Origin of the sequence: Xanthobacter pollutisoli, from assembly GCF_040044995.1 — a bacterium.
Classification (GTDB): Bacteria; Pseudomonadota; Alphaproteobacteria; order Rhizobiales; family Xanthobacteraceae; genus Xanthobacter.
Map to the genome: position 1 here is coordinate 315,370 of NZ_JBDZDP010000003.1, position 25,657 is coordinate 341,026.

A 25,657-nucleotide genomic window follows, 5' to 3' on the forward strand; every position below is an offset into this window, starting at 1 on the left:
GCGCCTCCTCAGACCTTGGCCTGCCGCACGATACGGGCTTCGGTGAGCGCCGCGATGCGCGCCGCGTCGAAGCCGAGCACCTCGGCGAGGACCGCGCTGCTGTGCTGGCCCAGCAAGGGGCCGGCCACCGGCGGCACGATGGGGGTGTCGGACAGCTGGAGCGGCGGCGCCACGTTGGGGATGGTCCCGGCGGTCGGATGAGGAATCCGGCTGATGAGGCCGCGCTCCGCCATTTCGGGGGAGTTCATGGCCTCCGCCACGGTCTTCGGCACACCGGCCGGCACCCCGGCCTCGATCAACCTGTCTACCCAGTCCTGCCGGGGCGTCGTCGCGAACAGCGCGTCCAGCGTGCGCGCCAGGACGTGACGGTTCTCCACCCGCCGCACGGCGGTGGCATAGTCCGGATCAGTCGCGAGCTCCGGCCGGCCGACGGTGGTCGCCAGCCGGCGGAACAGGCCGTCATTGGCGCAGCCGATGTAAAACGGCCCGTCGGCGGCGTGGAACATGCCCATGGGGGCACTGTCGGAGCTCAGGTTGCCGAAGCGCATCGGATTTATCCCCGAGGTGAGAAAGCTCATGCCGTGAAAGCCGAGCATGTTCACCGCGGTATCGAAAAGCGCCACCTCGACATATTGCCCGCGGCCGGTGCGGCTTCGCGCAATAAGGGCGGCGAGCACGGCGTTGCACGCCATCATCCCGGTCGAGACATCCATCACCGCCGGTCCGGTGCGGGTCGGCTCGTCGTCCGGACGACCGTTCATGGACATGAAGCCGGTCTCGGCCTGCACCACCGGGTCGAACCCCGGCCGGGCCGCGAGGCTGCCGGTGCGGCCATAGGCGGTGGCCGAGCAGTAGACGAGGCGCGGATTGGCCTCTGCCGCTGTGGCCGGGCCAAGCCCGTACCGGTCCATGACGCCGGACGAGAAGTTCTCCACCAGGACGTCGGCGTGGCGCACGAGGTCGAGCGCGATCTCCTGGCCGAGCTTGTGCCTGAGATCGAGGCAGAGGCCACGCTTGTTGCGGTTGAAGCCGAGGAAGGGGCCACTCTCCCCCGCTACGTGGGGGCGGAAATGGCGGAAGGTGTCGCCGGTGGGCGCTTCGATCTTAATGACCTCGGCGCCGAGGTCGCCCAACAGCATGGTGCAGTAGGGCCCGGCGATGAAATGGGTGAAGTCCAGCACGCGGATGCCGCTGAGCGCGCCGTCCCGGTGTGCGTCCATGGGGGCCTCAAGTGCTGAAGGCGGTGAAGCTGACGGTGCCGGCCCGGGCCCGCCAGTCAGTGACGACGTTGACGAGGGCGGTGCGGCCCTCGGCAACCTCGGCGGCGGCGCGCTCGAGCGCGGGGCGGATGTCTTCGGGCCGCTCCACATAGGCGCCGTGGCAGCCGAGCGCCTCGGCCATCCGATCGAATCGCGTGTAGCCGAGGTCGCGGCCCGGCTTCTTGCGCTCGGGATCGGCGGTCCAGCCGCCGTTCAGGCTGATGACCACGAGGATCGGCAGGCCGTGACGGACCGCGGTGTCGAGCTCCATGGCGTTGAGGCCGAACGAGCCGTCGCCGTGCAGCACCAGCACCTTCTTGTCGGGCCGCGCCGCCTTGGCGCCGACCCCGAACGGCAGGCCGACGCCCATGGTGCCGAACGGGCCGGAATTCAGGCGCTGGCCCGGCCGGTGGCTCGGGATGCTCTGGCGGCCGTAGTTGAGGATCTCCTGTCCGTCCACCACGAGAATCGTCTCGGGATCGATGAAATCGCGGATCTCGCGACACAGCCGCAGGGGATGGATGGGAAGGGCGTCGGTATCGAGCTCAGCCTCGGCCGCCGGCTTCTTCTTGTCCTCGATGGCCCTGAGGTGCGATTGCCACGGCGCGAGCCGCGTCGCCGTCGGGTCATCGGCGAGGGCGGCGGCCAATTGGTCGACGAAAAGGCCGGCATCGGCGACGAGGCCGAGGTCGACCCGCGGGGCCGCGACGATCGCCTGCGGATCGGCGTTGACCATCACGAACCGCGCATCCGCGCCGAACCGCGGCGCCTTGCCCTGGCTGAAGACGTAGGTGAGGCGGGTGGCGAGAACGAGCACGAGATCGGCCTCGCGACAGGCCGTGGAGCGGGCGAGCGGGAAGCTTGTGGCCGCATCCTCCGGCGTGATGCCGCGGCCCTGGGGGGTGGTGAAGAGCGGGATGCCCGTCGCCTCCACGAACCGGGCCAGCCGCTCAGCCGCGCCCGACCAAAGGATGCCGCTGCCCGACAGGATGACCGGACGCTGCGCCGCCTTCAGCAGGTCGGCGCATTGCGCGATGCTCGCGGCGCTCGCCGCCGGCGGGCGTATCTCGACCGGCCGCGGCCAGGCCACCGCCGACGTGTCGACCTCCTCGTAGAGGACGTCGCCGGGAAGGTCGAGATAGACCGGCCCCGGCCGGCCCGACATGGCGGTCTGAAAGGCGCGGGCGATGTATTCGGGAATGCGGCGCGCCTCGTGGACGCGCTCAGCCCATTTGGTCACGGGCCGCATGATGGCGAGTTGGTCGATCTCCTGGAAGGCGTCGGTGCCAAACTCTTTCAGCGGGCTGGCGCCGCCCAGCGCCACCACCGGCGCGCAATCGACGAGCGCGTTGGCAAGCCCGGTGGTGAGATTGATGGTGCCGGGGCCGGATGCCCCGAGGCACAGGCCGGGCCGCCGCCGCACGCGGGCGTAGGCCTGGGCCATCATCGCCGCGGCCTGCTCGTGCCGCACGTCGATCAGCCGCACGCCGTTGTCGCGCGCGGCGAGGAGCGTGTCGTTGATGGGGCCGCCCATGATGAAGAAGGCGGTATCCGCGCCGGCCTGCGCCAGCGCGCGCCCGACGAGCTCAAAACCTCGAATGCCCATGATGTCCCGCCGCCTCGATACTAGAATGCCGGCTCAGATGACGCCCGCTGCGGACAAGCGGCCGAGCTCCTCCTCGGGCAGGTTGAGGAGCCTGCGGTAGACATGCGCATTGTCCGCCCCGAGCAGCGGCGCCGGCGCCATCGGCACCTGCGAGCCGGACATCTTCACCACGAAGCCCGGCATGGTGAAGCTTCCCCGCTCGGGATGGTCCACGGTCACGAAGGTGCCGCGGGCGCGCAGGTGCGGATCGTGGGTCAGCTCCCAAGTGTCGAACACCGCGCTTGCCGGGATGCCGGCCTCACCGAACTGCCGCATCACCTCCCGCTTGTCGTGCAGGCGGGTCCATTCGGCGATGACGGCGTCAACCTCGCGGTAGCGGCCCTGGCGGGCCTGGGGGGTGGTGAAGCGCGCGTCGTCCTTGAGGTCCTCCCGGCCGATCACCGTCAGCAGCCGCTCCCAATGGTGGTTGCCGGCGCGGCTCGTATAGACGTAGCAATAATCGTTGGGCCCGGCGCCCTTGCAGGGGTAGACCTCGCTCGGGGAGGTACCGGCGAGGATGCTCTGGTTGCCGGTGCGCGGCGCGGCCTTGCCGGAATTGGCCTGGGCGGCGAAGGCGATGCGGCCGAAATTGATGACCGCGTCCTGCATCGCCACCTCGATACGCTGGCCTTCGCCGGTGATGCGCCGCTGATAGAGTGCGGCGAGGATGCCGATGGCGCAGTGCAGGCCGGCGCCGGTATCGGCCACGTTCAGACCGGGCTTCAGCGGGCGCCCGTCCTCCTCCCCGGTTATGGACACGCTGCCGCCGGCGGCCTGCGCGATGGCGTCGAAGGCGAGGTAATTGGCATAGGGTCCCTCCGGCGCGAAGCCCTTGATCTGGGCGTAGATGATGGAGGGATTGATCTTCCGCACCTCGTCATAGGAGAAGCCGAGCCGCTCGATGGCGCCGGGGGCGAAATTCTCGATGAAGACGTCGGCCTCGGCGATGAGCCGGCGGAACAGCGCCCGGCCTTCCTCGTCCTTCAGATTGCAGGTGATGCTGCGCTTGTTGGCGTTGAGGATGAGGAAAAAGTTGGAATCGAGATTGGCGGCGTCGGTGGTGGCCTTGCGGCCCTGCTCGCCGCGGCCCGGCGCTTCCACCTTGATGACCTCGGCGCCAAGCCACGCCAGGGTCTCGGTGCAGACCGGGCCGGCTTCGAACTGGGTGAGGTCGACGACGCGCACGCCGGCGAGCGCGGCGGCGGCGGCGCGCGGCGCAGGAGCTTCGGCCGACGGCCTGTGTTCCGCTCCTGCGTCGGCCTGGGGACCGAACTCGGCGGACGAGGTCCCGAAGATCCTGTCGTGATCGTCCACTGCGCGCCTTCCTCTTCCGGGATGGGAAAAATTCGTGACCCTCGCCGATCCGCCGCGTCCTGAGCCCGCCGTCGGGCCGCGTCCGCACGAATTCAGCCGCAGGGCACGGGCATTGTGCTTGCCGTCATCTTCGTGGCAGCCCCGGCCGGTCGGGCGTGCAACCCCATGAGGCGGGGCGAGGCTTTCGAGACGCAATCTAGAGAGCCGGCCGGGCGGCGCCCAAGACTGATTGGTTATCCGCGGATAACGCAGCCGCATGACCGCCGGCGGCCCGCGCGCCCGGCCGGATCGGACCACCGCTTGGGCGCCGTCCAAGGACGCCTCGGCCCGGGGCGGCGGGCCCGACAATGTCCGCAAGTTATCGAAGCATCAGAAAATCATCATGGAGCACCGTCGTGCCGGTCGCCTAGGCTGATGCACCGCAGGGAAGGCCGCCAGGCACCCTTTGGACCGCCCGGCGCCAAACGGGCGGATGCACGGCCGGACGCCACGCAACGGGCCCGGCGCCCGTGCGGCCGCCTGGCGGCCAGATTGCGTTCGGAAGCGCGCCGGGACAGGCGCGCAGGAACGGGAGGATGCCCATGCTTCGCTTCGTGCCGGCGCTCGTCGCCGGCGTGCTCGCCCTTGCGCTCGCGAGCGCGCAGGCTGCTCCCTATCCCGAGCGGCCAATCCGCCTGCTCGTGCCCTATCCGCCGGGCGGGACCACCGACGTGATGGCGCGGGCGATGCAGGATCCCCTGTCGAAGATCCTCGGCCAGCCCATCGTGGTGGAGAACCGCGCGGGTGCCGCCGGAACCATCGCCGCCCGGGAGGTCGCCAAGGCGGCACCCGACGGCTACACACTGTTGTTCAGCAACGACGGCCCCGGGGTGATCGCACCGCTGATCCAGAAGCATGCCGGCTACGACGCGCAGAAGAGCTTCACGCCGATCACGCTCGTCGCCACCCAGCCGATGATCATGGTGGTCAATGCCGCGGTGCCGGTCACGGACCTCAAGAGCTTCGTCGCTTACGCCAAGACCCAGACCAAGCCGCTGCTCTATGCCCACGCCGGAAGCGGCTCGTCGGGCCATCTGACCACCGAGTTGTTCGCGCAGACCGCCGGAATCTCGCTCGCGGCCGTCCCCTACAAGGGCTCGTCCGTGACCACGCTCGGCGTGATGAACGGCGAGGTCCAGGTGCTGATCACCACCTCGACGCCGACCATGCTCGACTATATCCGCACCGGAAAACTCAAACTGATAGGGATGTCAACCCTCTCGCCCGAAGCCCTGCCGCCAGGGACGCCGCTGATCTCCGACGTCTATCCGGACTTCAAGCAGGACAATTGGTTCGGCGTCCTCGGGCCTGCGGGACTGCCGGCGGAGATCCGCGACAAGCTCAACGCCGCGCTGCGCACCGTGGTCGCCGCCCCCGAGCTGCGGCGCCTCTTCGAGGCCTCCGGCTTCATCCCCATGACGAGCACGCCGGACGAGCTCGCCCGCATCATCGACACCAATTCCGATCTGTGGAAGCGGGTGATCGCCGAGGCCAAGATCACCGAGGACTGAGGCGGCGCCTCCCCGGGCCGCGCAGTGGCCGGAACTCGAACAAACGGCGGGCGTCGGACCATGCGGCGCCGTCATCTGCGCGTCTCAAGGCCCCGGGAATGCCCCCGGGGGCCCTTGACTTCAGGCATCGCCCTGCAATCGAGCGCGGTCTCGCGTCACCCGAACCCCCTCTAGCGCTGGGCCGCCGGCGCGAGAAGGAGCGGCGACGACGAGGGGTCCTGGTCGGCGACGGACCGGGCCGGCACCGCGGCTTCGGCGGCGGAAAGGGTGGGCCGGGCCGACAGTCCGCGGGCAAGGTTGGTCAGCACCACGTCGCCGCCGTGGTGCCAGGCGATTGCAAGCCCGAGGCCCACCCCGCCGGTCCCAGTTGCGGGAATTCTCCATCCGGTAGAACGGCGCGAACACCTGCTCGCTCAACGGCTCAGGAATGCCCGGGCCGTCGTCCGCCACCACGATGTCCACGCTCTGCGCGCTCGCCTCCACCCGTACGCGGGCGCGCTTGCCGTAGCGCGCCGCATTCTTCAGGAGGTTGCGGCAGGCCCGGCGCAGGGCCGCCGGCCGGCAGCGGTAGCCGCTCCTCGGCCCCTCGGTGGGACCCCGGTGTGGCCAAGCTCGGCGAGGTCCTCGCACAGGCTCTCCACCAGCGCCGTGAGATCCACCGGCTACGGTGGCTCGGCGGCGCCCTGCTCGCGGACGAAAGCGAGGGTCATCTCGGTCATGGACTCGATCTCGGCGATGGTGGACAGCCTCTTGTCCCTGAGTTCGTCGTCGGAGACGAATTCCGCGCGCAGGCACGGCGAGGTGAGCAACGTGCGCAGGTGGTGGCCGACGGCGGCGAGCATGCGCGTGCGGTCCTCCACGAAGCGCGAGAGCCGCTCCTGCATGCGGATGAAGGCCTGGGCGGTGCGCCGCATGTCGTCCGGCCCGGTATCGGGCAGGGGCTCGACCAGCTGGCGGCGGCCGAAGGCTTCCACCGCCAGAGCAAGGCGCCCCAGCGGCTGGGTGACGCCGCGCGCGGCGAAGGCGGCGAGCACCGTGAGGAGCAGCGCCGTAAGGCCGAGCGAGGCGATGGAGCGCGCGTTCCAGAAGCCTTCCGGCTCCGGCTGGGAGAAGGCGGAGTTGAGACAGTTCCGGTTCTCCATGCGCGCCGCCAGGCCCATGCCGGCGCTGCCGTTGAGATACTAGAACTGGGCCGGGCGGGTGAGCGGCCAGGCCTAGCGAAGCCCCGGAGAAATCTCCCGAGCCCACCGATTCAGGCGACTAGGAGGCGTGGCTCGGACCGGGCGCAGCAGGTGATCCATCCAGCAGGCGCCCGTTTCGGTGTGCTGATCGGGGCCGATCGCCTCAATTTCCCCGAAGGTGTGGTGGTTCACACCCGGTCTGTGGCTCAGGGCGCGCCGGGTGATGGCATTCGCAGGCATCGCGGCGCTCGGCGGCATGTTCTTCAGCACCAAGCCGATCGAGCAAGACTGGGTGGTGCTCCAGCAGCGCAATCCCACTTCGGTGATCGACGGCGACACGGTCACCATCAGCAATTTCCGCGATGCCCTTCATCGGCCCGGCGAGGCGTCCGTGCCTCGGTGGACCACGGCCTCCTTTGACCTGTCCACACTCACCGGCGCTGACCTCATCATCCAGCCCTTCGGGGACATGAAGGCGCTCGCCCACGTCATGCTGTCTTTCGGCTTCGCCGACGGACGCCACGTGGTGGTTTCCATCGAGGCGCGGCAGGCGAAGGGCGCCAGCTTCGACGCGCTCGCGGGCTTCTTCGCCGGGATCCCATCTATCCCGAGATCGGCAGCGAACGGGACTTGATCTGGGGCCGCCTCGCCCGCACGCCCCCCGACGAGGTCCAGATCTTTCCGATTCATCGGGACGCGGCGGCGATCCGCTTGTACTTTGAACGCGTCCTCACCTTTATTAACCGGATCGACGCACGCCCGATCTTTTACTCGACGCTGCGCGAGAGCTGCATGACAACGCTCATGAACCTTGCGCCGGAGAGCTTTGCCGATGTGCCTTGGCATGACATCCGCCGATGGATCCCCGGCTACGCCCTGAGCCTGTTCCAGCAGCTCGGCCTGGTCGATGACGGCATGTCCGCGGAGGATTTGGCGAGGACCCACGGGGTCCGCAACGGCATAAGCTCGCCGGAGGAGTTTCCGTCCGACGCGGCGTGGAGCGCCTACTTGCGCGCGAAGCTCGCGGCCGGCGCCGCGGGCTTGGGCGGCGACACCAAGTGACTGCCTCCACGTCCATCGCCGATAGATCCTAGGCGGACGCGCTCAGGAAGATCAGCCACAGCGGCAGGGTGATGCAGCCGATGAGCGTGGACTGGGCGATCAGGGTCGCCACGGCCTCGCGGTCCGCGCCGAAGACGGAGGCGAGCACATGCGCCGCCGAGGCGGTCGGCAGCGCCGCAAACAGCGTCAGCACGGTTGTGCGGACCGGGTCGATGCCCAGCGCCGTGGCGATCATCCATGTGGCGGCGGGCAGGATCACCAGCTTGATGGCGTTGAGCGCAACGGAAAACCGCGTGACACGCGCCAGCGCCCGCCAGTTCAGGGACGCGCCGATGGACAGGAGCGCGACGGGAATGGCCGCCATCGCGAGCATCCGGACGGGCTTGAGCACGAGGGGATCGATCTCCACCCGCAGCATGGACAGCGTCATGCCGGCGACGCTGGCGACGAAGAAGGGATTGGTCACGATCTGCCGGATCATCTTCGGCAGGGAGAGGGCATGCCCGCGGGACAGCGCGCCGATGGCGAGCACGTTGGCAAGCGGCACCGCCATGCCGATGGCGATGGACATGAGAGCGCGGTGCGTCTCCGGCAGGGTCTGAACGGCCACGAAAGCGAGCGCCGTATTGAACCGCCAGGCGGTCTGCCACAGGCCGGCGAAGTCGAGGAAGCGCTCCGGCCCAAGGCGGCGGAGCGGCCAGGCGAGGCAGAAGCCGAGGCCGATGATGAGCCAGACGCCGAGCCCGACCACCAGAACGTCGCCCGCATCGGGGGCCTTGCTGAGCGCGGCGGTGAAGATGAGGGCCGGGAACAGCACCTGGAAGTTCAGTTTGTCGATCGCCTTCCAGGCATCCGATGACAGGGTTACACGCAGCACGCCGCCGAGGGCGATCAGGCTGAAGTCAGGCAGCAATGCGATGAGGATCTGCAGCATGGTCTAGCCCCGCGCCGCCGCGACGAGCCGATCGGCAGCCAACGGCACGTCGACGTCGGCGAGCCCCACGAAGCACAGGCGCATCCTGTCCGCGAAGGCCGCATCCCCGCTCAGGAGGGCGAAGGCGTCCCCGGGCGCGTACATCACGCCGCGCGCCACGGCCCGCTCGAACAGACCCTCGCGTGCAACGCCCTCCGGCATCCGCGCGAAGACGAACATCCCGCCCTCCACCGGCGGCATCACGAACCCCGCTGCGCCGAGGCGTTCGACCAACGCGTCGTGACGGGCCGCATACAGGGCGCGCACGCGCGCCACGTGGGCGTCGAGCCGGCCGAGACGCAGGTAGTGCAGCGCCACGCGCTGCGCCAGCGAGTTGGGCTGAAGATCGCTCGCCTGCCGGGCTTCCTGCATGGGTGCCGCCACCGCATTCGGCGCGATAGCCCAGCCGAGGCGCAGGCCCGGCGAAATGATCTTGGAGAGGCTGCCGAGATGAATGACCACGGCGCCGGGCACCTGCGGCGCCAGCGTCATCAGGCTGGGCGGAGGCGGCGCGCGGAACCACAGGGCGCGGTAGGGGTCGTCCTCGATGATCGGCAGGCCCCGCGCCGCGCACAGGGCGAGCAGAGCCAGCCGCTGGGTCTGTGACAGCGTCTCGCCCGTGGGATTGCCGAAGGTCGGCAGCACATAGACGCCGCAGGCATCGGGGGTCGCCGCCAGCGCATCGGCAAGACCCGACATGGCCGCATCGGACGCCGCCACGCGATAGCCCACGGCGCGCACGCCCACCGCCGCACAGGCCGAGAGCACGGCGGGATAGACCGGCTCCGGCACCAGCACAGCGGCTCCGGGCGGCGCCAGGGTGCGGATGGCGAGGTCGATGCCCTGCTGCGCGCCGGACGTGACGAGAAGGCGGTGGCCGGCCGGCACCTCCGCCACCTGTTCGCTCAGCGCCGCCAGCAGCTCCGGATCGCCGCCACTGGGACCATAGGTCCAGGCTGCGAAATCTGCGCCCGCCTTGGCCAGCGCCTCGGTGAGCCCTTCATGATCGTAGGCATCGCGGGAGGGATGCCCGCTGGCGAGATTGAGCATGCCCTGCCGCGCAGCATAGGGGAACAGCGCCCGCAGGGGATTGGCGGGAATGGCGGCGACGAAAGGGTTGAGAACAAGGTTCACGGGGCAGACCGGACGTTTCGGGTGACGGCAGGACTATTCTTCAGAAGAATGGAGCGGCATGATCCAATAACCTTTGGTTATTTAAAGGGGGACCCCGTGTTCGATGCCCTGCCGCAACTCGCCCTGCGCCTGCTGCCGCTGGTGGCGCGACTGGGCAATCTCAGCGAAGCCGCGCGCGCCCTCGACGTGAGCCAGCCGGCGGCGAGCAAGGCCATCGTCCGCGCGGAGGAGATGTGCGGGCTCGCGCTGGTCGTGCGCGGGCGCCGGCCTTTGGCGCTCACGGCGGAGGGCCGCATTCTCGCCGAGCATGCCGAGCGGCAGGAGGAGCTTGCCCGCCTCACGGCGCGCCGCCTGGATGACTGCCGCGCCAAGGGCGACGGCGTGGTGCGCATCGCCTCGTTCGGCGCGTCCGCCTCCACCCACATCCTGCCGCAGATCGTCGGCGCGGTGGCGCGCCGCTACGGCCGGCTGCAGATCGAGATCACCGAGAACACCGACCAGCCCACCTTGCAGGCGCTGCATGACGGAAGCGTCGATTTCGCAACCATCGTCGAGACCGAGGACCCGGACCTCGAGCTCTTGCATCTCAAGCAGGACCATTTGGTGGCGCTGGTGCGCAGCGGTGATGCCCTCGCCCGGCGCGGGGCGCTGGACGCGCGGGCGCTGGCGGACGTTCCCTTCATCATGACCAAGGGCGGCAGCGAGCCGCTCGTGCGCGCCTGGTTCGCCCGTGCCGGCGCGGAGCCGAAGATCCGCCATTCCATTCAGCAGATCACGTCGATCCTGGCCCTGGTGCGTGCCGGCATGGGCGTGTCGGTCATCGCCGAGACGGCGGTGCCGGAAACCCATGAAGGCGTCAGCGTGAAGCCCCTGGAGCCGAGCTTTCCCCGCACCATCTGCCTGGCGCGGCGCGCGGGCGGCTTTTCCTCCCACGCTGCCGAGATCGTCTGGCGGATGGCGGCCGAGCAGGCGCTCGGCCGTTGACTAGGCAGAAGATCACGCCCCCTTGGGCACGGCCTTCGGATTCGGCTTGTCGAAGGCGACCTTCTCCCCGAAGCAGAAGACGCGGCCCGCCTGCGCCTTGACGAAGGCAGGATCGAGCCGCACCGCCCCGGCGTCGGCCCAGATGGCGTCGGCGCGGGCGTTCACCCACGCGTCCGGCGGCAGCAGGGTCGAGCCCCGCGTGGTCACGTCCCAGATGCCGTAGTGATGGGGCACGATGAGACGCGCCTTCAGCCGCTCCGCCACCGCATCGGCCTGGGCATAGCTCAGCACATGCTGAGAGCCATCCACCGGCAGCAGCAGGATGTCGATCTCGCCCAGCTTTTCCCACACGCTGTCCGGCGGATTCGGCCGGTTGTCGCCCCAGTGCAGGATCCTGAGGCCAGCCACTTCCACGATGATGAGGCAGTTGTCGAACGAGCGCCAATTGTCGGGGGGCGTGGTGCCCACATGGCTCAGGCGGCGGGTCATTTCCGCCCAGTCATAGGCGTTGTGGCGGCTGTCGCTCACATGCTTGTCGGCGATGCCGGTGATGGTCACGTCGGCGAAGCTGTACGTGCCGATCAGCCGGTCAAGAATGACGTTCGCGCTGATCTGGTGCAGGCCGTCATGGTCAAAATGTGCGTGGGTGGAGAGGGCCACGTCCACCTGTGTCTTGGGGAAATCGTAAAGGTACCAGTCCCACGTCCCCCATGGCGGATTGCGCCAGGGATCGAGCATCAGCGTGAGCCCGGCAGGAGTGGTGACGCGGAAGGCCGAGCCACCGAAGAAGGCGAGCTCGAAGGAGCCGTCCGCGTCCGCCTTGGGCCCTGCCTCCTGAAGCTCGATCATGTGGTTGTGGTTCTCGCTCTGGCGCCACGCCCACAAGCCTTCACTGCTCCTGTCCTTCATCGTCCGTCCCTCGGGTTGGGTGCCGTCGCGTCCACGAGAACGCGGCCCTTCTTGATGACGACCGCCGCCGCGTTGGTGCCGAAGCGAAAAGCGAGCTGGCGGAAATCGGGCACGTCGAACACCACGAGGTCCGCCTGCTTGCCGGGGGCGATGGAGCCGATCCGGGCATCGCGCCGGATCGCCTTCGCGGCGTTCAAGGTGACGCCCAGCAGCGCATCCTCCGCCGACAGGCCCGAAAGGCGGCACGCGAAACCCATGGTCATCTGTTGCGAGAGATGCCAGCACACCGGGCACAGGTCGGTGGCCAGCGCCACGTTGACGCCCGAGCAGGCAAAACGGCGCCCATCGACCGGCCGGGGATGGTTCACCGCCCAGTCGAAGCCGGGGAAGAAGGCGACGCTGGTGCCGGCATCCGCCAGAACGCGCAGATCGTCGTCGCTCAGCATGTTGCCGTGATCGACCGAGGCCGCGCCCATTTCGGCGGCCAGGCGCGCGCCGCCGATATTGACCCGCGCATCGGTGTGCAGCTTGGCGACGAGCCCGGCGTCAGCCGCGGCGGTGAGGACCCGGCGGCACTCGTCCAGGGTGAAGACGTCAGGGTCCACATAAACGTCGCAGAATTCGGCGAGCCCGCCTGCGGCAACCGCCGGGATGGTGTCTGCGATCATGCGGTCGAGATAGCGCGCCGCCCCCTCCCGCGGTCGGGCATGGGCGCCAAGATAGGTGCCGACGATCTCCAGGCCGGTGGCCTCCGCCACCAGACGCGCGGCTTTCAGCGAGGCGAGGTCGCTGTCGTGATCGAGCCCGTAGCCGGACTTGGTCTCGATGGTGGTGGTGCCGCAGGCGAGCATGCTCCGGGCGCGCAGCTGCGCCGCCTCGGCGAGGCGCTCGGGCGGCAGGCCGGCATTCACCAGCTGGGAGGCCGGAACACCCCAGGACAGGCCGGCGGCGGTGAGCCCGGCATCGTCGAGCCCGCGCGTGCGGTGGAAATACTCGTTGGAGCGGTCGCCTTCGAACACGAGGTGGGTATGGCAATCCACGAGCCCGGGCGTGACGACACCGCCGCGCGCGTCCACGATCCGCGTCTGCGCGCCGATCAGAGGCACGATCCCCGCCGCCGGCCCTGCCGCAACAATATCCTCGTTACGGACCGCGACGGCGCCTCCCTCGAGAACGCCGATTCCGTCGGGGCTGGCCGGATCGCACAACACCACCTGTGCGGCACCGAGAATCACGAGGTCGGCCGGCGCCGCAAGTGCCGGCCCGTTCTCAGCCAGCGTTTCCCGAACGAGCAACTGTCTCTCCCCATGCCGCAGCGCGGTGCGTTCCAGGGGTGGCCGGGAAGCGATCGCGTCAAGCTCGCATACGGTGTACACGGCCCATCACGCGCCATCAAATATGAATACCTATCTTCTATTCTGTCATACTTGATAAAAACAAGACATATTGGCGCCAAACTGTGATTTAGATATGGATATCTGTTGATAAAGATTGAGTAATATCGGATTTCTTTTCTACTCTGAACAAATATCTATCAGCCGAAAACCGGGCGCGGACCCGCAGAGATCGCAGCGCAACGCAAAAATTTCAGCCTCCCGAGCGACGGGAGACGACGGCGAGGGGCGGCTGCGCATAAAACAAGCAGTCATGATTGACTTTTTTGCGCACGCCATCGGCCGCCCCATGGCAGGGTTCGATCATGGAAACACTGCTCCTCAGAAACGAAGGCGAGACCGCCGACGGCCGCGAGCTGAAAGGCGCCGCCATGCGCGCCCGGCTGCGTGCCGCCACCGAGGAACTCATCGCCGAAGTCGGCGTCAACGCCGCATCCGCTGCTGCCATAGCGCAGAGGTGCGGGGTCTCCCGCGGCGCCATGCTGCATCACTATCCGACGCGGGATGATCTCATCATCGACACCGCTGCGCATTTCTGGCGCCGCGCGCGGGATATCGTCGCCACGCTGGCCGACGACATGAGCGCGGGCCGGACAGACGTGGCCACCTTCGTCGACCGGCTCTACGAGGGTGTGTTCCGCGCCAATGCGCTGGTCACCATGCTCGACCTCATGGTCTCCGGCCGCGATACCCGGGTCGGCGAGGCTGTGAACCAGATCCTCACGGATCTCTTCCGGTCCTACGAGGATCTGGGCGTCCAGGCATTCGAAGTGTCGGGGCTGCCTCCCGAGCGCATCCGAGTGGTCATCACGCTCATCGTCGCCACCCTGCGCGGGCTGCGCATCCAGGACAACATCCACCGGGACGAGGCACGCGTGCGCGACGTGCTCGCCATGCTGGTGGATGCGGTGCAGACCATCCTCGCGAAAGAAAGCGACGCTGCGCCAAAGCCCCGAGCGGGCACCACCCGGCGCAGGCCATGACCACATCTCTTGAATCCCCGCCCCGGATCGAGGTCAACGGGCTCACCAAGCGCTTCAGCGGCGTAACCGTGGTGGACAACGTGTCCTTCCTGGTGGAGCCGGGGCAGATCCTTGGCCTGATCGGACCGAACGGCGCCGGCAAGACAACCCTCTTCAACCTGATGTCCGGCGTTCTCAAACCCGATGCCGGCCGGCTCGTGGTGAACGGCGTGGAGGCCACCGGCCTTCCGCCCCACCGCCTGGCGCAGCTCGGTCTGGTGCGCACTTTCCAGCTCGCCCGCGAGCTCGACAAGCTCACCGTGCTGGAGAACGTCATGCTCGCCGCCCGCGACAATGCCGGCGAGAAGCTCACCGGGGCCCTGTTCCGGCCCGCGGCCGTGCGCCGCGACGAGCGGGCGGCCACCGAACGGGCGCGCGAGATGCTGGCTCTCGTCTCACTGTCGGACCACGAAGCCAAGCTCGCCTCCACCCTCTCGGGCGGACAGAAGAAGCTGCTGGAGATGGCGCGCTGCCTGATGGCCGAGGCGGACACCATCCTGCTCGACGAGATCGCCGCCGGCGTTGCTCCCCACCTCGTGGACGAGATCGCGCTTCTGATCCAGCGCCTCAATCGCGAGCACGGCAAGACCTTCGTCATCATCGAGCACAACATCGGCTTCATCCGCGCGCTGGCCTCGAGGGTGGTGGTGATGGCCACCGGCCGCGTGCTGGCGGAGGGCAGCTTCGCCCACGTCTCCGCCAATCCCGCCGTCATCGAATCCTATCTGGGACAGGCCGCATGACCCTGCTGCGCCTTCACAATCTGCGCGCCGGCTATGGCGGCGGCGACATCGTCCACGGCGTCGACCTCGAGGTTGCGCCCGGCGAGATGGTGGCCCTGGTGGGGCCCAACGGCGCCGGCAAGTCCACGCTCCTGAAGTCCATCGCCGGCGTGGCGAATGTCACCGGCGGCACGCTCACGCTGGACGGGACGGACCTCGTGCCGCTGCCCCCCGCCGGCCGCGCCCAGGCCGGCGCGGTGTTCATGCCGCAGGAGCGCAACGTCTTCCGCACCCTCACGGTGGCCGAGAACCTGCAGGTCAGCGCCTGGGGTCGCAAGGACATCGCGCGGCGCCAGGAGGAGGTGACGACCCTTCTGCCCACCATGTCCGCCTATATGCACAAGCGCGCCGGCGGCCTGTCCGGCGGGCAGCGGCAGATGGTGGGACTCGGCATGGCGCTCATGGCCCGCCCGCGCGTGCTGCTGGTGGACGAGCCCACCGCCGGCCTGTCGCCGCTGCTCGTGGGCGAGATGCTGGACGTGCTGCGCCAGCTCGCCGCCGTCGCGGCCCTCGGCATCCTCATCGTCGAGCAGAACGCCCGCGCGGCGCTGGAGCGCGCGGACCGGGCGCTGGTGCTGGTGGATGGCCGCGTGGTGCGGTCCGGAAGCGCTGCCGCGCTGGCGCAGGAGCCCGACTTCGGCGCGCTCTTCTTCGGAGAGGCCGCCTGATGCAGATGCTCGTCAACGCGCTCGCCACCGCAGCCATCCTTGCCCCGGCGGCCGTCGCATTCACCCTCATCTTCACCCTGTTCCGCTATGCCAATTTCGCGGCCGGCGGGTTCGTCACCGTGGGCGCATTCGCCGCCTGGACCCTGAACGCGCCCCTCGGCCTGCCGCTCTGGGCCGGCGGAGTCGGCGCCATGGGCGTGTGCGCGGGGGCAGTGGCGCTCAGCGACCGGGTCGTCTTCCGTCCCCTGCGCGGGAGGGGCGGCGGCACTCTCCTCCTCGTCTCCATCGCCCTGTCGTTCGTGATCGAGAACATCATCCGCTTCGGTTACGGCGCGCAGGTGAAGGGCTTCGACCTGCCGCTCACCGGCCCGCTGGTCTTCGCCGGCCTGCGCGTGCCGAAGGAGACCCTCGCGGTCATCGCCATATCGCTCGTCGCGACCCTCGCGGTGGGCGCGCTGCTCGCCTTCACGCCCATCGGCCGGGCGGTGCGGGCGGTGGCCGACAATCCCTCGCTCGCCAACGTGCGCGGCCTGCCGGTGCCCGGTGTGGAGGCGTTCGGCGTGATCGTCGCCGGCGCGCTGTTCGGCCTTTCGGGAACGCTTGTGGGCGTGGATCTCGCCATCGATCCCAACCTCAACTGGGCCATCGCCATCCCGGTCATCGCCGCTGCCATCGTCGGCGGCCTCGGCTCGCCGCTGGGTGCCGCCATCGGCGCCATCGTCATCGGCCTCGCGGAGGAGCTCACCGCCGCCTACTTCACGCCCACCTACAAGGGTGCCGTTGGCTTCGTGGTGATCGCCCTCGTGCTGCTGCTGCGCCCTCAGGGCCTGCTGGGCCTCAAGGTGGATCGGAAGTAAGCGCCATGGATGCCTATTTCGTCGCCATCCTCACGATCGCCGGGATCTACGTAATCCTCGCGCTGGCCCTGAATCTGCAGTTCGGGCTCACCGGCCTCGTCAATTTCGGCGTGGTGGGCTTCTTCGGCCTCGGCGCTTATGCGAGCGGCATCACCACCGAGAGCTTCCACGCGCCGTTCCTCGGCGGCCTCGCCGTGGCGATGGCAACCGGGGCGATCGCCGGCGCCCTGCTGGCGCTCATGTGCCTGCGCCTGTCCGGCGACTTTCTCGCCATCGTCACGCTGGGCTTCGCGGAGACCATCCGGCTCATCTTCAACAACGAGGACTGGCTGACCGGCGGGCCCAAGGGGCTGCTCATCATGACCCGCCCGGTGTTCGCCGACCTCGGGCGCGCGGCCAATGCCTGGATGGTGCTCGGCGTAGTCCTGCTCGGCGTGGCGCTAACCCTCGCGCTCATGCTGCGGCTTGCAGGAACGCCCTACGGTCGCGTGCTGCGCGCCATCCGCGAGGACGAGCTGGTGCCGGCCACCCTGGGCAAGGACGTCTTCGTCTACCGCCTCCAGTCGTTCGTCATCGGCAGCATGCTCATGGCCGGGGCCGGATCGCTCTATGCGCATTATGTGCAGACCATCACGCCCGACAATTTCACCACGCCGGTCGCCATCCTGGTGTGGATGTCGGTCATCGTCGGCGGGCCGGGCAACACGGTCGGCGCGGTGGTCGGCGCGCTGGCCGTGGTGACCATCTACGAGGGCAGCCGGTTCCTGAGCCCCTGGCTGGGCTTCCTCGACGCCGAGCAGGTTTCGGCACTGCGCTTCGTCGTCATCGGCACCGCGCTGATCCTCGTCATTCGCTTCCGCCCCGAGGGGCTTCTGCCCGAGCCCAGGCACCGACCTGTCGTGCCCGCCACCAGCCGCCCCGCATTGAAAGGATAATGGTCATGGACGTCACCCGCAGGCTGTTCCTCACCGGAACGACCCTCGCCGTCGCCGCGCCGGCGCTGCTGCGCCACGGCCTCGCACAGTCCGAGCCGATCAAGGTCGGCAGCCTCGTGCCGCTGTCGGGGGGCGGCGGGCCGTACGGCCCGGAGAAGGCGCAGGCCCACAAGGCGGTGGTGGACCTGGTGAACAAGCAGGGCGGCGTGCTCGGCCGCCAGGTGGTGCTGGTGTCGGACAATTCCGAGACCAATCCCGAGGCGGCGGTGCGCGCCGCGCGCAAGATGATCGACGCCGACCGCGTCTGCGCCATCCTTGGCACCTGGGCGTCGTCGGTGACGCTGGGCATCATGCCGCTGTGCCAGGAAGCCAATGTCGTCCAGATTTTCACCGGCTCCTCCGACACGCTGCCCAACGGCGACAAGAAGGGCCTGTGCTTCAACCTCCAGCCGCTCAACAAGGCCTGGTGTGTGGCGCTGGCCGACCTCGCCGCCAAGCGCGGCGAGCTCAAGGTCGCCTTCGCCGGGCCGAAGAACGATTTCGCGGCCTCCATGGGGGAGAGCTTCAGCAAGGCTCTGGAGAAGGTGGGGGGCAAGATCGTCGGCGAGCCGCTCTACTACAACGCCAACCAGGTCTCCTACCGCGCCGAGGCCGAGCGCCTGATCAATTCCGGGGCGCCGGCGCTGTTCCTTGCCGGCTACGTCACCGACCTCACCCCGGTCTATCGCGAGCTGGTGCGCGGCGGCTATCAGGGCAAGGTCTTCGCCCTGTCCTTCGCCGTGGGGCCGCAGTTCAAGCAGGCGGTGGGCACCGCCGCCAATGGCATCCTGCACGGCTCGCCCGTGCCGCCCGTGGGCAAGGACACCTACGACGCCTACCTGAACCTCGTCGGCCTCAAGCCCAACGGACAGGTTCAGAACCCCTACGGCTGCGCCGCCTATGACGAGATGAACCTGCTGCTGCTCGGCATCACCAGCGCAAAGTCCACCGAAGGCCCGAAGATCGCCGAGCACATCATGAAGGTTGCGAACGGCCCCGGCGAGCGCGTGACCACCTTTGCGCAGGGCGCCAAACTGCTGGCGGAGGGCAAGGCCATCAACTACGACGGCGCCAGCTCCTCGGCCGACTTCCTGCCGAATGGCATGCTGAAGAGCCGGAACTTCGCCCTCTACGAAATCCAGGGCGACCAGGACGTGCTGATCACCACCACCACCAGCGAAGCCGATCAGTGACGCCTGGCCGAGCGCGGCCGTAATAATAACGATTCATCTGGCGGGAGCCCTTCGCCTTCGCCAGATGAATCATGGGGGGAGGACGCGTCCCAGGCCCGCCGTCAGCTTCACGCTGCGGGAGCCGATTGGATTATTGTCGTACAATCAGTTTACATATGACGACGTGAGTGCCAAACTCAACCCCGTCAAAAACAAAGCGGCCCCCGCAGGCGGTCGCGTGGGGGAGGCGCCGGAATGGGCGTTCGCATCGAGGAACAAGGCAATGGGGTCGTCGTCCTGAATCTGGTGGGACAAGGCGAACCGAACCATCTGGATACCGAGGCTCTGCTGGATCTCGCCGAAACCGCGCGGAATCTTGCGAGCCACCCCGGCATGCGCGCACTGGTCCTGACCGGGCATGGCGCGAATTTCTGCGGCGGGCGCATGGGCAAGAAGGGGCTGACCCGTGCGTCCGACGTGGCAGAAGATCTCAATGCCATTCTCAAGGTGAATTCGGCTTTCGCCGCGCTGCCCGTGCCTACGGTGCTGGCTGTGGAGGGACTTGCGCTCGGCTGGGGCTTCGGCATGTCGGCCCAGGCGGACTACGTGATCGCCGCCGAGAATGCCCGCTTTGCCCTCCCGGAAATGTCCCACGGCATGCCGCCGTTGATCGTTCTGTCCTACCTGTTCCGCTTCGTCTCTTACAAGCGGGGCTTCGAACTGGCTCTGTCGAGCCGGGAGATTTCCGCCGCCGACGCAGAGCTGTACGGCATCGTCACGCGGGTGGTCGCGCCCGGCAGGGCCCGCGCGGAAGCGCTTGAGGTGGCCGACTTCATTGCCGCCCAAGACCCCAAGTCCATAACCTTGCTCCGCAAATTCGGCCGCGAGGCGGCGGGGCTCTCTGATCCGCAGCGCAACGAATATGCCGTCTCGCTCATGAGTGTCCTGCTCGCCGAGCGGGCGCAGATGTCCCATGGCTGACGCCGAAGCGGGAGGTTGCCCATGCGCGTGCTCGTGACGGGAGGGGCCGGCTTCCTCGGAAGCCATGTGGGGGCGGCGCTGGCACAGGCCGGACATGGCGTGGTGAGCTACGACATGGCCGCGCCCGGGCCGGAAGCCTTGGCCGTCTTCGTCGCCGCGGGCGTGGGGGATGTGACCCACGTCTCGGGCCAGACGACGGACCTCGCGCGCCTGATGGATGTGTGCCGCTCCGAGCGGATCGATGCCATCGTGCACAGCGCCGGCATCGTGGGGCTGGAGACCTCGCTCGCCCAGCCGGCGGCGACCTACCACGTCAACCTCACCGGCATGGTGAATGTGTGCGAGGCCGCGCGGCAGCTCGGCATGGCGCGCCTCATCTATCTGTCCAGCAACGCCGCCTACCACGGCGGCGACGGTTCGCCGCTGAATGAGACCGACCCGGTCTTCTCGGTGGTGCGGGGCAATCCCGCCGGCCATTACGGCACCACGAAAATGGCCTGCGAAGCAATCGGCCTCGCCTATGCGTCCTCCCACGGCCTCGATGTGCTGGCGCTGCGGGTGACCGCCATCTACGGCTTCGGCATGCGCTCGCCCATGTACATCAAGCCCATGGTGGAAGGCGCCGTGCTGGGCCGCCCGGTGCGATTTGCGACCGGCGGCCAAATGAAGCGCGACTACACCTACGTGCCGGACTGTGCCGGCGCCGTCGTGCGCAGCCTCGCCGCGCCCGCGCCGGCCGAAGGCGCGCAGCGTGTGTTCAACGTGGCCGCGGGCCGGGCCACTTCGGCGGCCGATGTGGCGCAGATCGTGCGACAGGTCGTGCCGGGCGCCGATATCGAGATCGGCGACGCCCTGTCGCCATTGGAGGAGGTGAATGCGCGCATGCGCGCCTCCCTCGATATTTCGGCGGCGCGCACCGCCCTCGGCTGGGCACCCGCCTTCACGCTGGAGCAGGGCATACGCGACTATGCGGATCGCTTCCGCGCCTTCGCCGGCACAGCCGGCGCCCATTCGAGAGGACAGGCGGCATGAGCGCGGAGGCTGTGCCCACTTACGATGTCTTCGCAATCCGCTACGCCACGCGCGAGGCACGGCGGGCCGACAATTTCATCGGCGGCGACCCGCACGATGCCCCCATGCCCCTCGACTACTATGTCTGGGCCATCGTGGGTGAAGCGCGGTCCTTCGTTGTGGATACGGGCTTCAACGCTGAGGTCGGGGCGCGGCGCAAGCGCGATTTCCTGCGCTGCCCGGCCGAGTCGCTGAAGCTGGTCGGGCTCGATCCCGCGACGGTGCAGGACGTGATCCTCACCCACCTTCACTATGACCACGTGGGCAATTTCGACCTCTTTCCCGCCGCGACTTTCCACCTTCAGGAGGCGGAGTTGCACTATGCGGTGGGACGCTACATGCGGTACCGCCGCCTGCGTCATTCCTTCGAGGTGGAGGATGTGGTGGGCATGGTCCGCGCCAATTATGCCGGTCGCGTCAACTTCTACGACGGCGGCGCGGAACTCGCCCCGGGTGTCACGCTGCACCCGGCGCCCGGGCATTCCGCCGGGCTCCAGTTCGTGCGGGTCAATACCCGCCGCGGACCTGTGGTGCTGGCGTCGGACGTGACCCATTTCTACGAGAACATGGACACCGAGCGCCCGTTCGTTACCGCCTTCCACGTGGGGTGCATGCTGGAGGGCTTCGACAAGCTGAAGGCCGCAGCGCCCTCGCCGGACCATATCGTCCCCGGGCACGATCCGTTGGTCATGAAGCGATACCGGCCGCCGAGACCGGAGCTCGAAGGCATCGTCGTGCGGCTCGACGAACCGCCCGTCATCTGATTTCGTCGTCATATCCAGCGCGTTTCTTCGTCAGTCCATTTTCCGAGACTGCGAGCCAAGGAAGCCAGCAATGACCACGCCAGCCAGCCTTGCGGCCATGCATCAGGCGGCATCGCTCAAGAAGCAGGTGATCGAGGCCCTGCGCACCGCCATTCTCGAAGGGCGCTTCCAGCCGGGCGACCGCCTGGTGGAGCGTGAGATCTGCGAGATGTTCCAGGTAAGCCGAACCCTGCTGCGGGAAGCATTGAGCCAGCTCGCCGCGGAGGGAATCCTGCAGATCATTCCCCATCGCGGTCCCATCGTCGCCATCTATACCGCCGAGGACGCACGCTCGATCTATGAACTGCGCGCAACGCTGGAGGAGATGGCCGGCCGCTGTTTCGCCGAGCGGGCCACGGAGGCCGAGCACAAGGCGCTGGAGAGCGCGTTCGCGGCCTTCAGGAAGGCCAGCCGCGGCAAGCCGGGCAGCGATCTCCTGCTGGTGAAGACGGCCTTCTATGCGGCGCTCACGGCGGGCGCCCACAATCCCATGCTGGAAGACATGCTGCGCATGATCCACTGGCGCGTCACCATGCTGCGCGCCCATACGCTCTCCCAGCCGGGGCGGCTGGTGAAGAGCCTGGGTGAAATCGGCGACATCATGGAAGCCATCGCCCGGCGCGATCCAGAGGCGGCGGGACAGGCCTGCCGCCGCCACGTGATGAACGCCGCCGCCATCGCCGATGCGGTGCTGACCGCCAAGGAAGTAGAGCGCGATCGTCCGGTGCGCAAGCGCGGCAAGAAGGAAACGCCCAGCGATAAGGTGACCGCCGCACCGGCCGCGGGCGAACCGCGCGTCGTCGGCATCTAGTTCACCTTCAGGCGCGGTGGCCGCGCCTCTTCCATCGACAACACCAGCGCTGCCGCCTTGGCGCGTGACTGGTGGCGCGCGCCCAGCGTGGACCGCCGAAGGAGTTTGCGTGATGTCCAACGCCCCTGCTCAGATCGCGCCGTCCGCGAAGACCGCGCCCATCCTCCATCAGGTGCGCACCGGTCGCCGTGGCGCTCCGCTGGTGGTGCTTGTCCATGCCGTCGGGCTCGATCTGACCTACTGGGACCGGCAGATCGGCGCGCTCGCCGACGCCTTCGACGTGATCGCCTACGACCTTGCCGGCCACGGCGCCTCGCCCGCGCCCGGCCTTCCCTTCGCATTCGACGATGCGGCCGCGGACCTCGCGCGGGTCATCGAAACGGCAGAGGCGGGAGCAGCGTGCGTGGTGGGGTTGTCCGTCGGCGGCATGATCGCCCAGACGCTGGCGCTCGCGCGGCCCGATCTCGTGCGCGCGCTGTGCCTCATGGATACGGTCAGCACCTTCGCCGAGGCGGGACGCGCGGCTGTTCGCGGGCGTGGCGCGCAGGTGCGGGCCGGCGGCATGGAGGCCATCGTGGTGCCGACGCTGGAGCGCTGGTTCACGCCCGGCTTCGCCGCACGGCGGCCCGACGTGCTCGACCGGGTTGCCAAGACCCTGCGGGCGGCTGATCCCGATGTGCATGCCGCCATGTGGGACATGATCTCGACCCTCGATGTTGCGCCGCGCCTCGACCAAATCGACAGGCCGACGCTGGTTATGGTGGGGGAAAAGGACCCAACGACGCCCGTCGCGGCGTCCGAGGTCATCGCACGCGGCATCCCCGGGGCGCGGCTGGAGATTATTCCCGACGCCTCGCACATGGCGCCAATTGAAGCCCCAGAGGAGGTGAACAGGCTCCTTCTCGGCTTCCTCACCGCTCTCTGACACCCGCAGCGCAGGAGGCGCCCGTGCCCATCGGTTTCATCGGCCTCGGCGCCATGGGCGCCCCGCTGGCGACGCGGCTCATGGAGGCCGGTCACGAATTGGTCATCCATACGCGCCGGCGCGAGGCTGCGGCGCCTTTCGAGGAGCTGGGTGCGCTCTGGGTGCCGACAGCGCGCGATGTCGGGGCAAGGGCGCGGACGGTTTTCACCATGCTTCCCGGCCCGGCCGAGGTCGAGGCAGTGGTGTTCGGGGCTGACGGTCTTGCCGAGGGGTTTTCGGCGGGCACGACGCTCATCGACATGACCACCAGCGCACCGGCAGCGGTGCGTGCGCTGGGCGCGCGCCTGGCGGCCAGCGGTGTCGATCTGCTCGATGCACCGGTGAGCGGCGGGCCCAAAGGGGCGCGCACGCGCCGTCTGGCCATCTGGGTAAGCGGCAGCGAGGGCGCCTTCGAGACCAGCCGGCCACTGCTCGACCTGCTCGGCGACCGCGTGATGTTTCTCGGCGCGCTCGGCGCAGCGACCACGGCGAAGCTCGTCCACAACAGCGCGAACTACGGCATCCAGATGGTTCTGGCGGAGGTCTTCACCATCGGCGTCAAGGCGGGTGTAGACCCCGCCGTCCTGTTCGCCGCGATCCGCGAAGGATCGCTGGGGCGCCAGAATGTGGTGTACCGTCTCGCCGACCAGTTCCTGCCGGGGGCCTTCGACGAGGTGTCATTCGCTCTGGACCTCGCGTTCAAGGATGTGTCGCTGGCCGCGGCGCTGGCGCAGGAGGCCGGCGTTCCTGCGCGGTTCACCGCAATGACGCTGGCCGAGATGACGGAGGCCCGAAACCGCGGCTGGGGGAAAAGGGATTCCCGCGTCGCCATGCTCGTGCAGGAAGAGCGGGCGGGCGTCTCGATCAAGGTCGACCGCGCGACGCTGGGGGCGATTCTGAACGGGACGAAATGACGAGGCACTCGGGGCCAGAGCCGTCCCGGTGCCGGCAAGTCAGTCCAAGACAGTTGACATCCACCGTATCGGTCATATTGTCGTACAATAAGTCAGAATGACTAGAGGCCGCCATCGTGCGCCCCTCAAGCGACCCGCCAGAACGAACGTCGCATCGCCGGGAGGAAACCATGTCCATCGTCAGAAGCATCATTGCCACCGGATGGATGGGCCTTGCCCTCCTGCCAGGGATGGCCGGGGCCGCGAACCTCGAGAAGCTGAAGATCTCGATCGCGGTCGGCGGCTCCATCAGCCAGATGAACAAGATCGCGTACTTCGTCGCGCTGAATAAGAAATACTTCCAGGACGAAGGCCTTACGGTGGATTCCACCGCCTTCAGCTCAGGCACCGCAGCCCTTCAGGCCGTCGTCGCCGGCGGCGCCGACATCGGCGAAGGAGCTTACGAGCACATGTTGCGCCTGCAGGCGAAGGGCCAGGACCTCACCTGCATCACCGTCTTCGGTCGTTATCCGGGCAATGTGCTCGCGGTGCGCGCGACGAAGGCGAACAGCATCAAGGGCGTCAAGGATCTCAAGGGCACGAAGATCGGCATCTCGGCGCCGGGCGCCTCCACACAGAATTTCGTCGCTCAGCTGCTTGAGCGGGCGGGCGTCAACTGGAAGGATGCGAGCTTTATCTCGATCGGCACCGGGCCCAGCGCGGTCGCCGCCATCCGGACCGGCACCGAGCTCGATGCCATCGTCAATCTGGATCCCGCCATCACCTCGCTCACGGACGCGAAGGAGGTGGTGGTTCTGGTGGACAGCCGGAATGCGGAAGGCTCGCAGATCGCCTTCGGCGGACCCTACCTCGCCGATTGCCTCTACGCGCGAACCGACTTCATCAAGGCCAATCCGAACACGTCGCAGGCCGTCTCCAATGCCCTGGTGCGGGCCATGCAGTGGCTGAAGACCGCAAGCATCGACGACATCATCGCCTCGGTCCCGGCCGAATATTACAAGGCCGACGAGGCGCTCTACCGCAAATCCCTGGAGCAGAACCTTTCCGCCTTCCAGTGGGACGGCATCGTGACGCCCGAGGCGGCGAAGAACGTGCTTGCCACCATCTCGGTGATGGAGCCGGCGCTGAAATCGGCGAGCCTCGACATCCCGCGCACCTATGACAACACCTTCGTGGAGCGTGCGCTCAAGAAATACGGCGCGGCCGCGAAGCACTGACCTGTCGCCGAGGGGT

24 protein-coding genes and 2 pseudogenes are annotated in these 25,657 nt (G+C 68.3%); 16 read left to right on the forward strand and 10 right to left on the reverse strand.

The genetic code is table 11. The features are described 5' to 3' along the window. Positions 1-8: 8 nt before the first annotated feature. The 3 genes from ABLE93_RS10240 to ABLE93_RS10250 are packed head-to-tail and all read right to left on the reverse strand — an operon-like array spanning position 9 to position 4,218. Complete coding sequence (locus tag ABLE93_RS10240; RefSeq protein WP_348839683.1) at positions 9-1,220, reverse strand: CaiB/BaiF CoA transferase family protein; 1,212 nt, start codon at positions 1,218-1,220, stop codon at positions 9-11. Positions 1,221-1,227: 7 nt separating this feature from the next. Then, entirely contained in the window at positions 1,228-2,865 is a 1,638-nt protein-coding gene (locus tag ABLE93_RS10245; RefSeq protein ID WP_348839684.1) for a thiamine pyrophosphate-binding protein, read from the reverse strand. A 33-nt stretch (positions 2,866-2,898) separates the two neighbouring features. Then, positions 2,899-4,218, reverse strand: coding sequence for a CaiB/BaiF CoA transferase family protein (locus tag ABLE93_RS10250; protein WP_348839685.1), 1,320 nt, complete (start codon positions 4,216-4,218; stop codon positions 2,899-2,901). 575 nt (positions 4,219-4,793) lie between these two features. On the opposite strand from ABLE93_RS10250, the gene ABLE93_RS10255 reads away from it, so the two are divergent. After that, the gene (locus tag ABLE93_RS10255) at positions 4,794-5,768 is read left to right on the forward strand and encodes a Bug family tripartite tricarboxylate transporter substrate binding protein (protein ID WP_348839686.1); all 975 of its coding nucleotides are present in this window, start codon (positions 4,794-4,796) and stop codon (positions 5,766-5,768) included. Between the two features lie 170 nt (positions 5,769-5,938). Here the strand turns inward: ABLE93_RS10255 and ABLE93_RS10260 are convergent, their stop codons facing one another. The 3 genes and pseudogenes from ABLE93_RS10260 to ABLE93_RS10270 all read right to left on the reverse strand — a co-directional run bounded on the left by ABLE93_RS10260 (position 5,939) and on the right by ABLE93_RS10270 (position 6,910). Then, on the reverse strand, positions 5,939-6,121 hold the full coding sequence (locus ABLE93_RS10260) for a hypothetical protein (protein WP_348839804.1): 183 nt from the start codon (positions 6,119-6,121) through the stop codon (positions 5,939-5,941). A 73-nt stretch (positions 6,122-6,194) separates the two neighbouring features. Beyond that, positions 6,195-6,398: pseudogene (locus tag ABLE93_RS10265) on the reverse strand (ATP-binding protein); the annotation flags it as partial. Between the two features lie 32 nt (positions 6,399-6,430). Continuing rightward, positions 6,431-6,910, reverse strand: a complete 480-nt coding sequence (locus ABLE93_RS10270; RefSeq protein WP_348839687.1) for a HAMP domain-containing protein — start codon at positions 6,908-6,910, stop codon at positions 6,431-6,433. A gap of 295 nt (positions 6,911-7,205) precedes the next feature. Between ABLE93_RS10270 and ABLE93_RS10275 the strand changes: the two are divergent. Further along, positions 7,206-8,011, forward strand: a pseudogene (locus tag ABLE93_RS10275) (lipoprotein N-acyltransferase Lnb domain-containing protein). A gap of 28 nt (positions 8,012-8,039) precedes the next feature. On the opposite strand, the gene ABLE93_RS10280 reads toward ABLE93_RS10275, so the two are convergent. Both ABLE93_RS10280 and ABLE93_RS10285 read right to left on the reverse strand, forming a co-directional pair. After that, the gene (locus tag ABLE93_RS10280) at positions 8,040-8,945 is read right to left on the reverse strand and encodes an AEC family transporter (protein ID WP_348839688.1); all 906 of its coding nucleotides are present in this window, start codon (positions 8,943-8,945) and stop codon (positions 8,040-8,042) included. Positions 8,946-8,948: 3 nt separating this feature from the next. Next, positions 8,949-10,118, reverse strand: coding sequence for an aminotransferase-like domain-containing protein (locus ABLE93_RS10285; protein ID WP_348839689.1), 1,170 nt, complete (start codon positions 10,116-10,118; stop codon positions 8,949-8,951). A 96-nt stretch (positions 10,119-10,214) separates the two neighbouring features. Between ABLE93_RS10285 and ABLE93_RS10290 the strand changes: the two genes are divergently transcribed. Beyond that, entirely contained in the window at positions 10,215-11,102 is an 888-nt protein-coding gene (locus ABLE93_RS10290; protein ID WP_348839690.1) for a LysR family transcriptional regulator, read from the forward strand. Between the two features lie 12 nt (positions 11,103-11,114). On the opposite strand, the gene ABLE93_RS10295 is transcribed toward ABLE93_RS10290, so the two are convergent. Then, a complete protein-coding gene (locus ABLE93_RS10295) occupies positions 11,115-12,011 on the reverse strand; it encodes an MBL fold metallo-hydrolase (RefSeq protein WP_348839691.1) in 897 nt (298 codons plus the stop codon). Continuing rightward, positions 12,008-13,306, reverse strand: coding sequence for an imidazolonepropionase (gene hutI, locus ABLE93_RS10300; RefSeq protein WP_348839692.1), 1,299 nt, complete (start codon positions 13,304-13,306; stop codon positions 12,008-12,010). Before hutI ends, ABLE93_RS10295 begins: the two co-directional genes overlap by 4 nt. A gap of 404 nt (positions 13,307-13,710) precedes the next feature. Between hutI and ABLE93_RS10305 the strand changes: the two genes are divergently transcribed. The 13 genes from ABLE93_RS10305 (at position 13,711) to ABLE93_RS10365 (ending at position 25,641) form a co-directional block, all read left to right on the forward strand. Continuing rightward, a complete protein-coding gene (locus ABLE93_RS10305; RefSeq protein WP_348839693.1) occupies positions 13,711-14,388 on the forward strand; it encodes a TetR family transcriptional regulator in 678 nt (225 codons plus the stop codon). Beyond that, positions 14,385-15,170 carry an ABC transporter ATP-binding protein gene (locus ABLE93_RS10310; protein ID WP_348839694.1) on the forward strand — a complete coding sequence of 262 codons (786 nt, stop codon included), beginning with the start codon at positions 14,385-14,387 and terminating at the stop codon, positions 15,168-15,170. The genes ABLE93_RS10305 and ABLE93_RS10310 overlap by 4 nt, the downstream gene beginning before the upstream one ends. Beyond that, the gene (locus ABLE93_RS10315; protein ID WP_348839695.1) at positions 15,167-15,877 is read left to right on the forward strand and encodes an ABC transporter ATP-binding protein; all 711 of its coding nucleotides are present in this window, start codon (positions 15,167-15,169) and stop codon (positions 15,875-15,877) included. Before ABLE93_RS10310 ends, ABLE93_RS10315 begins: the two co-directional genes overlap by 4 nt. Further along, a complete protein-coding gene (locus ABLE93_RS10320) occupies positions 15,877-16,734 on the forward strand; it encodes a branched-chain amino acid ABC transporter permease (protein WP_348839696.1) in 858 nt (285 codons plus the stop codon). Before ABLE93_RS10315 ends, ABLE93_RS10320 begins: the two co-directional genes overlap by 1 nt. 5 nt (positions 16,735-16,739) lie before the next feature. After that, on the forward strand, positions 16,740-17,669 hold the full coding sequence (locus ABLE93_RS10325; protein ID WP_348839697.1) for a branched-chain amino acid ABC transporter permease: 930 nt from the start codon (positions 16,740-16,742) through the stop codon (positions 17,667-17,669). A 5-nt stretch (positions 17,670-17,674) separates the two neighbouring features. Beyond that, positions 17,675-18,901 carry an ABC transporter substrate-binding protein gene (locus tag ABLE93_RS10330; RefSeq protein ID WP_348839698.1) on the forward strand — a complete coding sequence of 409 codons (1,227 nt, stop codon included), beginning with the start codon at positions 17,675-17,677 and terminating at the stop codon, positions 18,899-18,901. A gap of 234 nt (positions 18,902-19,135) precedes the next feature. Beyond that, positions 19,136-19,861 (forward strand): enoyl-CoA hydratase/isomerase family protein, encoded by a 726-nt coding sequence (locus ABLE93_RS10335; RefSeq protein ID WP_348839699.1) that lies wholly within the window; start codon positions 19,136-19,138, stop codon positions 19,859-19,861. Positions 19,862-19,882: 21 nt separating this feature from the next. Further along, positions 19,883-20,893 carry an NAD-dependent epimerase/dehydratase family protein gene (locus tag ABLE93_RS10340; RefSeq protein ID WP_348839700.1) on the forward strand — a complete coding sequence of 337 codons (1,011 nt, stop codon included), beginning with the start codon at positions 19,883-19,885 and terminating at the stop codon, positions 20,891-20,893. Continuing rightward, positions 20,890-21,696 carry an N-acyl homoserine lactonase family protein gene (locus tag ABLE93_RS10345; RefSeq protein ID WP_348839701.1) on the forward strand — a complete coding sequence of 269 codons (807 nt, stop codon included), beginning with the start codon at positions 20,890-20,892 and terminating at the stop codon, positions 21,694-21,696. Before ABLE93_RS10340 ends, ABLE93_RS10345 begins: the two co-directional genes overlap by 4 nt. A 70-nt stretch (positions 21,697-21,766) precedes the next feature. After that, positions 21,767-22,546: a GntR family transcriptional regulator gene (locus ABLE93_RS10350; RefSeq protein ID WP_348839702.1), complete on the forward strand. Its 780-nt coding sequence runs from the start codon at positions 21,767-21,769 to the stop codon at positions 22,544-22,546. Positions 22,547-22,658: 112 nt separating this feature from the next. Continuing rightward, positions 22,659-23,471: an alpha/beta fold hydrolase gene (locus ABLE93_RS10355; protein ID WP_348839703.1), complete on the forward strand. Its 813-nt coding sequence runs from the start codon at positions 22,659-22,661 to the stop codon at positions 23,469-23,471. Between the two features lie 23 nt (positions 23,472-23,494). Beyond that, positions 23,495-24,424, forward strand: coding sequence for an NAD(P)-dependent oxidoreductase (locus ABLE93_RS10360; protein ID WP_348839704.1), 930 nt, complete (start codon positions 23,495-23,497; stop codon positions 24,422-24,424). Positions 24,425-24,594: 170 nt separating this feature from the next. Next, positions 24,595-25,641, forward strand: a complete 1,047-nt coding sequence (locus ABLE93_RS10365) for an ABC transporter substrate-binding protein (RefSeq protein WP_348839705.1) — start codon at positions 24,595-24,597, stop codon at positions 25,639-25,641. Positions 25,642-25,657 lie beyond the last annotated feature (16 nt).